Source organism: Amycolatopsis sp. CA-128772, assembly GCF_002904295.1.
Lineage (GTDB): Bacteria > Actinomycetota > Actinomycetes > Mycobacteriales > Pseudonocardiaceae > Amycolatopsis.
This window is the reverse complement of record NZ_PPHG01000110.1, coordinates 1-9,128: the sequence shown is the minus strand read 5'-3', so window position 1 is coordinate 9,128 and position 9,128 is coordinate 1. Positions and strand designations below refer to the sequence as shown.

General features: G+C 70.5%; 8 protein-coding genes. 4 read left to right on the top strand and 4 right to left on the bottom strand.

Annotated elements, in window-relative coordinates; genetic code table 11:
* On the bottom strand, positions 1-886 hold an 886-nt coding region (locus C2L59_RS46350; protein ID WP_103355959.1), incomplete at its 3' end, for a ferritin-like domain-containing protein.
* Positions 887-1,276: 390 nt separating this feature from the next.
* On the opposite strand from C2L59_RS46350, the gene C2L59_RS46345 reads away from it, so the two are divergent.
* Positions 1,277-2,248, top strand: coding sequence for a hypothetical protein (locus C2L59_RS46345; RefSeq protein WP_146060548.1), 972 nt, complete (start codon positions 1,277-1,279; stop codon positions 2,246-2,248).
* A gap of 56 nt (positions 2,249-2,304) precedes the next feature.
* The gene (locus C2L59_RS50165; RefSeq protein ID WP_158263170.1) at positions 2,305-3,999 is read left to right on the top strand and encodes a hypothetical protein; all 1,695 of its coding nucleotides are present in this window, start codon (positions 2,305-2,307) and stop codon (positions 3,997-3,999) included.
* A gap of 65 nt (positions 4,000-4,064) precedes the next feature.
* Here the strand turns inward: C2L59_RS50165 and C2L59_RS46320 are convergent, their stop codons facing one another.
* From C2L59_RS46320 to sigK, 3 genes are all read right to left on the bottom strand, one after another.
* A complete protein-coding gene (locus C2L59_RS46320; RefSeq protein WP_103355962.1) occupies positions 4,065-4,340 on the bottom strand; it encodes a hypothetical protein in 276 nt (91 codons plus the stop codon).
* A gap of 177 nt (positions 4,341-4,517) precedes the next feature.
* The gene (locus tag C2L59_RS46315; protein WP_103355954.1) at positions 4,518-5,234 is read right to left on the bottom strand and encodes an anti-sigma factor domain-containing protein; all 717 of its coding nucleotides are present in this window, start codon (positions 5,232-5,234) and stop codon (positions 4,518-4,520) included.
* Complete coding sequence (sigK, locus tag C2L59_RS46310) at positions 5,231-5,842, bottom strand: ECF RNA polymerase sigma factor SigK (protein WP_103355953.1); 612 nt, start codon at positions 5,840-5,842, stop codon at positions 5,231-5,233. The genes C2L59_RS46315 and sigK overlap by 4 nt, the downstream gene beginning before the upstream one ends.
* Before the next feature lie 934 nt (positions 5,843-6,776).
* Here sigK and C2L59_RS46300 point away from each other — a divergent pair.
* Entirely contained in the window at positions 6,777-8,351 is a 1,575-nt protein-coding gene (locus C2L59_RS46300) for a molybdopterin-dependent oxidoreductase (protein WP_199199808.1), read from the top strand.
* A 109-nt stretch (positions 8,352-8,460) separates the two neighbouring features.
* The coding region (locus tag C2L59_RS46295; protein WP_103355960.1) for a fasciclin domain-containing protein at positions 8,461-9,128 on the top strand (668 nt) is incomplete at its 3' end.

The window sequence follows — 9,128 nt, the reverse complement described above, 5'->3', positions numbered from 1 at the left end:
TGGTCAGGTAGACGATGTTGAGGACCTGGCCGGGGGAGCGGCTGTAGGCGATGCCGTTGGCGTCGGTGGGGACGATGTTGGCGTTGCCGTGGCCGTCGATGACGCCCTGGTCGTCGTCGGCGGGGCCGTCGAGGCTGTCGCGGGCGTTGGACAGCTTGACCGTGGCCTTGCCGTCGCCGCGCTGGTAGAGGGCGCTGCGGATGTTGCCGGCGTGGTAGGCCTCGACGGCGAGGATGCCGGCCGCGGCTTCGAGGTAGGTCTTGTTGGTGATCAGCGGGGCGGCACCCTTGTAGGCGGTGACGCCGACGTCTTCGAACAGGAAGGCGGCGAGCAGGAAGTTTTCCTCGCAGGCGAAGGCGTCGAAGCTGCGGCCCGGCTTGACCAGGCCGGCGGCTTGGGCGGCGGCGGTGAAGCTGGACTGCAGGTCGATCGCCGGGCGGCTGACGGCGGCCGAGCCGAGCGCCGAGCGCAGGAACTGGACGTGGGCCTTCTCGTCGGCCGCGATTTCCTGGGCGTACTGGCGGGCGGCCTTGGTTTCGAAGCGGACCGCGCGGCCGCCGGTCACGCCGCCGCGGGTGCCGGTGCCGGTGGTCATGGCGTCGGCGAGGCCGCGGCCGGTGACGGCGTGCAGGTAGAACTCGGCTTCGAGGTATTCGAGGTTGAGGGCGAAGTTGAGCACGGCTCCGTCGCTGACCCCTTGGGCGGCTTCGGCGGCGGCAGGCCGGGCGGTGGCGGCGGACGCGGTCCCGGCGGTGAGGCCGCCGAGGGCGCCGGCGCCGACGACCCCGAGGCCGGTCATCCCGGCCGCCTTGAGGAAGCGGCGGCGGTCCTGGTCATTCTCCGCGCTGCGGTTGATCATCGACGCGGCATAGCGTTTGCCGAACACGAGCGATCTCCCATCCTGCCCGTGTCCTGCGCGCGCACGACTCCGGGCGTATCCCGCGGGCCGCGATCGGTGCCTGCGGCCCGCGGGCTCGGTTTTCCTGAACCGAAAGGTTCGGGGCCGCCGCGCCGGCGGATGGGTGCCGGTCACCAGAACGGGTGGCCTGTCCTGTTGCTCGCTGCCGGGCTGGGGTGTCCACGACAGGCGAGCGCCGGAACTTCGTTCTCCCGGCTCACCGTCGGTGTCACCTCCGGTCCCGGGACGCGTGGCTTTGCCGCGGAGCAGGGGATTTGGCGTTTGAATCCAAGCGCGAAGCCGTAAGTGTTACCCCCTACTGGCGAGTAGAAACCGTTTCAGGGCGACAAAATTAAATTCCTTCGCGACCAATCCGCGGTGGCGGCAGGCCACGAAATCCCACTGACGGGTGAAGTTCATGCTCGAAAGGGGGTGAGATGGATGAATACTTCCCAGTCTGGCTCTTCGGCACCCGCCTACGGGGCCGCGTTCGCGCGGCTGTTTGTCGTGGCGGGTGCTGTCGTCGGTTTCACGGTGCTGGCGTTTCTGCTGGCCGGGCGGGCCGACGCCGCCGAGCACACCCAACCTGCCGAGCCTGACCGGCCCGGACTGGCCGGATCTCTCGGCCGCGTCACCGGACAGGTGGCCGGGCCGGTCGACCGCGCACTGCGTCCGGAGACCGAGGTCGTGCACTCGGTGTCCGCCGCGGCGGCTCCGGTGGTGCGGCCGGTTCTCGAGCCGGTCGAGCCGGTGCTGGCCCCGGTGGTGCGGCCGGTCGCGAAGGCGGCCGAGCCGGTGCTCTCGGCGCTGGCGCCGGTCACCGGGCCGGTGACCCGGCCGGTGGTGGACGCGCTGGCTCCGGTGACCGAACCGGTCACCCGCGCCGTGGGGGCCGATTCCGTGGTCGCCGCGGTGGTCCCTCGACCGGTGCCTGGTCCTCGTGACGACACGGCCGGGCACGGCTCGGCGAGTTCCTCCTCGCAGGCTCCGGAGTCGTCTCCCGCTGCGCGCATGCGCAGCGATGAGGTGACGGTGCGGTCGGAGGACGTGTCAGGTCCGGTGTGTCACGTGGTACGTCACGTCGACGCGCCGGCCACGCGGTTCGCGACGACCTCGGCCGGTGAATCGTCCCGTTCGGATGGCGGTGGTGCGCCGTCGTGGCCGGCGTCGCCGGAGGTCGCCGGTACCGGGGCGATGTCGGCCGGATCGTCGGGTCAGCACGGCGGCGAGTACGCCGTGACCGCCGCCGGTTCCGCCATGCCGGGTTCGGATCGCACGTGGCGGGCCCCGCCCGCCGGGGTGTGGTCGTTGCACTGGCTCGAGTACTACGGCAACGACCATCCGAGCTGACACACCCTTTCCACCCTCAGAATCCACATTGGACAGAGAGTCGGGAAAGGGAAGTCATGCACAAGTACGTGCGCCGCGGCCTGACCGCCGCGTTCATCTCCGGCGGGTTCGTCCTGCTGGGATCAGCGGTGGCCAGTGCGGACACCGGGAACCAGGGCCCGCTGGGCGGACTCGGGACCACGCTGCACTCGGTCGCCTCCGGGACCGCCTCCGGCGGCAACGGCGGCGACTCCGGTTCCGGCGGGAACGCGAGCAGCAGCAATGACGCGGTCAGCGGGAACTCCGGCAACTCGGGCAACTCGGGGTCGACCGGGCACAACAGCGTCTACGGCGTTTGTGTCCTGGCCCGGTGCAGCACCTCGGTGTCCTCGGGCAACTCCGGCAACACGGGCGCGACCGGCTCGACCGGGAGCGCCTCGAACTCCAGCACTACCACCGGTGGCAACTCCGGGAACGCCGGCAACGGCGGTTCCGCGACCACGCATGCGTCCGGCGAGAACAAGGCCGGGTCGCATTCCTCGCGTGGCGGGATCCTCGGGGTGCTGGGTTCGGTGACCGGGACCGCGAAGGGCGGCAACGGTGGCGACTCCGGCGACGCCGGGAACGCCACCAGCTCCAACTCGGCGGTGTCGGGCAGCTCGGGCAACTCCGGGAACTCGGGCTCCACGGGTGGCAACAGCGCCTACGGCCTGTGCGTGCTGGCGCGCTGCGACACCACGGTGTCCTCGGGTGACTCCGGGAACACCGGCGCCACCGGCTCAACCGGTGACGCGAGCACCACCAGCACCACCACCGGCGGGAACTCCGGCAACGCGGGCACCGGCGGTGACGCCACCACGGTTGCGTCCGGGGAGAACTCCGCCACGAACAACGGTGGCCACGGCTGGGGCTGGAACCGGCACGGCCAGGGCGGCGACACCGGTGTCCTGGGTGTCGTGACCGGCACCGCCGAGGGCGGCAACGGTGGCGACTCCGGCGACGCCGGCAACGCGACCAGCCACAACTCCGCGGTGACCGGAAACTCCGGCAACTCGGGGAATTCGGGCTCCACCGGCGGCAACAACGCCATCGTGTGGACCATCGGTGGCCAGGGCAACGGCCGCGGGCACCACGGCTGCGGCTGCAGCCACGGTGGCTGGGACAACGGCGGCACGGAGTCGGCCACCACGGTGACCTCGGGTGGTTCCGGCAGCACCGGCGCCACCGGCTCGACCGGTGACGCGGGTAACTGGAGCACCACCACTGGCGGCGACTCCGGTGCCGCAGGCCACGGCGGCGACGCCACCGTCGTCGGCACTGGCAGCAACTCCGCCACGAACACCGGCGGACACGGCTGGAACCGTCACGGCACGACCGGCGTTCTGGGCTGGGTCTTCGGCTCCGCCCGGGGTGGCAACGGTGGTGACTCCGGCGATGCCGGCAACGCGAACAGCCACAACATCGCGGTGACCGGCAGCACCGGCAACTCGGGTGACTCGGGCTCGACCGGCGGCAACACCGCCGTCACCTCGACCCGTGGGCACGAGCAGCAGGGCCGCCACCACGGCGGCTGGAACCACCAGGGTGACCACGCGAGCACCACGGTCACTTCGGGCGATTCCGGCAGCACCGGCGCCACCGGCTCGACCGGTGACGCGTGGAACCACAGCACCACCACCGGCGGAACCTCCGGATGGGCCGGCAACGGCGGCGACGCCGCGGTGATCGCTACCGGCTGGGACACCGTCGCGCACACCCCGCACACCGTCTGACGGTCAGCGGGAAGCACACGAGCGGGGCACCGGAGATTCCGGTGCCCCGCTCCTTGCCGTGGCGGTCAGTCGCCCAAGAACAGACCGTCGTCCCAGTCGCCATTGTCGTACCAGCCGCCGTGGCCGCTGATCTGCAGGCCCAGCACGAGGCCGAGGTGCAGCCCCAGACCATGGTGACGGTGGTGCTGGTGGTGGTTCCAGTGGTCCCCGTCGTATGAGCTGGCGACCACCGGGACGGACGCGGTGGACGCGGACGCCGCGCCGGGCGCGGCGAGCAGGAAGCCGAGTGCCGCGGCGGGCAGCGCGGCGGTCGCCAGCAGGCGACGGCGGAATGTGCTCACGGTGTTCTCCTTCATCTCGAGCGGGACATCGAACGCGATCCGGATGTCGAGTGGATCACCAAGGATTCGGAACGGCCGGGGCTGGCGGACAGGTCTCCGCCCTCCGGTCCACGCCTGTGGGTGACGCACGCATGCGAAAGGCCCGGTCACCGTCGTGACCGGGCCTTTCGCGGTGGGTCAGCCGACCGCGAGGGCGGCGATCGGCGGCGTCGTCGGCTGCAGGGAACCGGTGGCGGGTTCGACGGTCACGGCGATGCCGTCGGTGTCCTGGGGGACGGTGGCCTCGACGGTGCCGCCGGATCCGACCAGCCCGGCCGAGCGAGGTCCGTGGGGCCCGGTCAGCCACACCTCGTAGGCGTGACCGGCATCCAGCGAGGGCAACGCGTGGGCGGCGACGAGGACCCTCCCGAGGCGCGGGGAGATCGTGGCGGTGATGGCGCCGCCACCGGTCGCGGCGGTGCGCACGGTGATCGCATCAGGCGCAGCGGTCACCGCATTCCCCTCGGCCCCCGGCACCGGCGCGGACCCCGGGTGGTCCAGCCCGATGCTGATCCCCCCGATCAGGGCCGCGGCTGCGGCAGCGACCGACGCGACACCGACTAGTGCGCGCCGGCGCCACGGCGCGCGCTGCTTCCGCCCGACCGGCTCGGCGGTCACCAGAGGCGGCAGCTGCCGGGTCTGGGCGACCATGGCGAGCACACGCCGGCGCGCTCTCTCGTCCGGAGCCAGGGTCGCCGCGCCGCCCAGCAAGGCTGCGGTTTCCTGAAAGCCGGCGACCTCGACGGCGCAGACCGGGCATTCGGCCAGGTGGCGGGTGAAGGCGGCGCGTTCGAGGTCGGTGACCGCGTCGAGGGCGTACGCACCGGTGAGGGTGTGGGCGTCGGCGGTGGTCATCGGGTCACTCCCAGAGCGTCGCGCAGACGGATCAGCCCGTCCCGCATTCGTGTCTTGACGGTGCCGATCGCGACGTCGAGGCGTTCGGCGACTTCACGGCAGGTGTAGCCCTGACAATAGGCGAGCAGGATCGACTCCCGCTGGAGCTCGGTCAGGACGGACAGGGCCGCGCGGACCCGGGCGCGCTCGAGGTTGTCCAGCGTCGTCTCGGCGGCGTCATCGTAGGGGCGGCGCAGGTCGAGCCGCTCGGCCCGTTCGGCGCGATTCGTCGCCGACTGCTCGGCACGGACCCGGTCGACGGCGCGCCGGTGCGCGATGGTCAGCGCCCACGTCGGCACCCGCCCGCGGCCGGGTTCGTACGACGCCGCTTTGCGCCAGATCTCGAGCAGGACTTCCTGCGTGACTTCCTCCGCGTGCGCTCGGGAGCGCAGCACCTGGAACACCGTCCCGAAGATCGGTCCGGCCAGCTGGTCGTAGAGCTCGGCGAACGCCGCTTCGTCACCGAGTGCGGTGCGGGCGACGAGCTGTTCCGGTGTGGTCTCCGAGGCCGGCGCCGGGCCCGGGGCCGCACCGGCACGGGTGTGGAGTGTTACTGCGCGGGCGGTCATGCCACCTGTCCTTACCGACGGATGCCGAGTCACGCGCCGCTATCGGCGGCGTGTCAGAACAAGTTCGGGCCCACCGGTACGTGCGGATTGGTAGGGGAAGGCACAAGCGAAAATAGTCACCCGAGAGGGTTAGCCGACGCTGTTATGGTCCACAGTGGACGCGGTATGGCTGCGGGGTCACGGCGCTTCAGCGGGCTGGCTACGGACATGGTGGAGAACCGGAATCCGACGGTGACCGGCAGCGCGTGGATGCCGGGGCGTGACGCAGGCGGGGAAGGCCGGTGGTGTCGAGCCGCCGGCGGATCGCGGTGAGGTCGCCATCCTGTCCGGCCCTGATCACCAGAGGGATGGCCGGGTCGTCGTGGGTGGTGTGGGCGTTGTGAACGCGGTCGTATGCCTGGACCTCGTCGACGAACGGCGCGATCGCGGTGCTCGCCGCCAGGTCGATGCAGCCGCGGGCGGATCTTCTTCGGAGCGCCAAATGTGCGTCTTGAGCCTGCGGCTCAGCTGTGCGAGCAGCCACCGCAGCGCGAACGCCCCGGCGACCACGGCGATCGCGGCGGCGGCGTACCGGCTCCAGGTGGGCGGGTCCCCGTCGCCGCGAGCAGTCGGAGACATTGATGATGACCTCGATGACCCGGGCCGGTAATCTTCTCCACGGCTGCGATCACGTCGTGGCGCACGGAAGGTGACAGGGCGAAGCGGAAACGCCGTAGTCGACCAGGATCTGCAGGTCGATCGCGGCTTGACGCCCACCGACCTCGACCGAAGCGCCCTGGCTCAGAGGCGGACGCCCCGGGGATCCCGGACGTAGTGGCGATCGGCTTCCTTGTGTGACGGGCGTCTCCCAAGATAAGTCTCACCCGTTCGGGTCCAAGGCATTGCGGAACGGTCACTCGCCAATCCGGGAAAGGCGCGGACTCGAAACCCAGGTATGACCGCTACCGAACTCGATGCCCCAACGGTCCCGGAGCGTGCGCGGCTTCGGTTCTTCGCGGCCGCGTTCACCGGGATTCTCGCGCTGGCCGCCGCACTGGCGGCCGGCCACCTCGTCGCCGGCTTCATCGGCATCAACGCCTCGCCGTACCTGGCCGTCGGCAACGGCGCCATCGACCTGACGCCGGTGGAGCTGAAGGACTTCGCCGTCCGTGCGTTCGGCACCTACGACAAGCTCGTGCTGCTCGGCGGCATGGCCGTGGTGATGGTGCTGGCCGCCGCGCTCGCCGGTGTGTTGTCGCGCCGCTCGGCGGTGCCCGGGACGGTGATCATCGTCCTGTTAGGACTGATCGGCGCCCTCGCGGTGTCCCAGCGCCCGGACCTGACGACCGTGGCCTTGCTCGCGCCGGCCGCCAGCCTGCTCGTCGGAGTCGCCGTCTTCCTCCTCCTGCACTGGATGGCCCCGCGGGTACGGCGAGAACCCGGAGCAACGGAGAAGAGTGGCACGTCCCGGCGATCCTTTCTCGTCGGCAGTGCGGGTGTCGTCGTCGGAGCCGGCGCGATGGGCCTGAGTGGGCAGCTTATCAGCTCAACCCGCGATGCCACGGCGTCGCGGGCGGCGATCGGCAAGCTCGTGCCGGCGCGGACCGCGCCGGCCATCCCCGCCGACGCCGATTTCGCCAAGCTCGGCACCCCGTCGTTCCTGACCCCGAACGCGAACTTCTACCGGGTGGACACCGCGTTGTCGGTCCCGCAGCTGCGGGCCGAGGACTGGACGCTGCGGCTGCACGGCATGGTCGACCGCGAAATCCGCTACCGCTATGACGATATCCGCAACCGGCCGCTGGTCGAGCGCACCGTCACCATGACATGCGTGTCCAACGAGGTCGGCGGCGACTACGTGTCGACGTCGAACTTCATCGGCGTCGACCTGGCCGACCTGCTCGCCGAAGCCGGCGTGAAGCCGGGCGCCGAGCAGCTGTTCTGCACCAGCATCGACGGCTGGACCTCCGGCACCCCGGTCGTGGCAGCCCAGGACCGCGGCCGCGGGGCGATGCTGGCCATCGGGATGAACGGTGAACCACTTCCGCTGGAACACGGATTTCCGGCGCGGCTTGTCACGCCGGGCCTGTACGGCTACGTGTCGGCGACCAAATGGGTCGTGGACATCGAAGTCACCACCTGGGCCGCGCGCCGGGCGTACTGGCTGAAACGCGGCTGGAGCCAGGAAGCTCCGATCAAAACGGAATCACGGATCGATTCGCACCGCGGTTTCGCCAACGTCAAGGTCGGAAAAGTGCGGGTCGCCGGTGTCGCGTGGGCCCAGCACACGGGCATCGACAAGGTCGAGGTCCGCGTCGACCAAGGACCGTGGCAGGAAACGACGCTGTCCCGGGAAGTCAACCTGAACACCTGGCGGATGTGGTGGACCGAGATCGACATCCCGGCCGGGGTGCACCAGGTGTTCTGCCGGGCCACCGACAAAACCGGCTACACCCAGACCGACCAGCGCGCCGGCACCGTCCCCGACGGCGCCACCGGCTGGCACAACGTCACCTTCACCGCCGCCTGAGAAAATTTCCGGACGACCAAACCGGCTCCGGCCGGGCCCCGAATAACCGGCAGATAGCAAGGTCCCCTTGAGGGAACAGCCGCTTTTCTTCGTCTTTTGGAGTGATTTTGTGAACAAGCTTCGTATTGCCGGGATCGGCATGACTGCGGCCGCCGCCCTCGCGCTGGCCGCGTGCGGCAGCAACGACACCGCGTCCTCGGGCAGTTCCAGCAGCGCCCCGGCGCCGGCGCCTTCGTCGTCGATGTCCGCGCCGTCCTCCAGCATGGCCGCTTCCGACGGTGTGACCACGAACGCTGATGTGTTCGGTCCGGCGTGTTCGCAGCTGCCGCAGGGTTCCGCGCCCGGCTCGCTGGATTCGATGGGGCCGCAGCCGGTCGCTTCGGCCGCGTCGACGAACCCGCTGCTGACCAAGCTGGTGGCGGCGGTGAAGGCCACCAACCTGGTTGACACGCTCAACAGTCAGCAGGCCATCACGGTGTTCGCGCCGGCGGACCCGGCGTTCGCGGCGTTGGGTGACGCGAAGTTCGCCGAGCTGGCGGGCAAGCCCGATCAGCTGGCGCCGATCTTGCAGTACCACGTCGTGGGTAAGCGCTACGACGCCAAGGGTCTCGCCGCCGCTGGCACGCTGGAGTCGCTCAACACCGCCGGGGGCCCGCTGAAGATCGAAGGCTCCGGCGAGAACATGACCGTCAACGGCGCCAAGATCCTGTGCGGCAACATCCCCACCAAGAACGCCACCGTGTTCGTCATCGACAAGGTCCTCACCCCCGGCACCAA

What these genes read in the sequence shown, in the direction of transcription:
- C2L59_RS50165 (WP_158263170.1), top strand. Translation starts at nt 2,305, where the DNA reads ATGCACAAGTACGTGCGCCGCGGCCTGACCGCCGCGTTCATCTCCGGC.
- C2L59_RS46315 (WP_103355954.1), bottom strand. Translation starts at nt 5,234, where the DNA reads ATGACCACCGCCGACGCCCACACCCTCACCGGTGCGTACGCCCTCGAC.
- sigK (WP_103355953.1), bottom strand. Translation starts at nt 5,842, where the DNA reads ATGACCGCCCGCGCAGTAACACTCCACACCCGTGCCGGTGCGGCCCCG.
- C2L59_RS46300 (WP_199199808.1), top strand. Translation starts at nt 6,777, where the DNA reads ATGACCGCTACCGAACTCGATGCCCCAACGGTCCCGGAGCGTGCGCGG.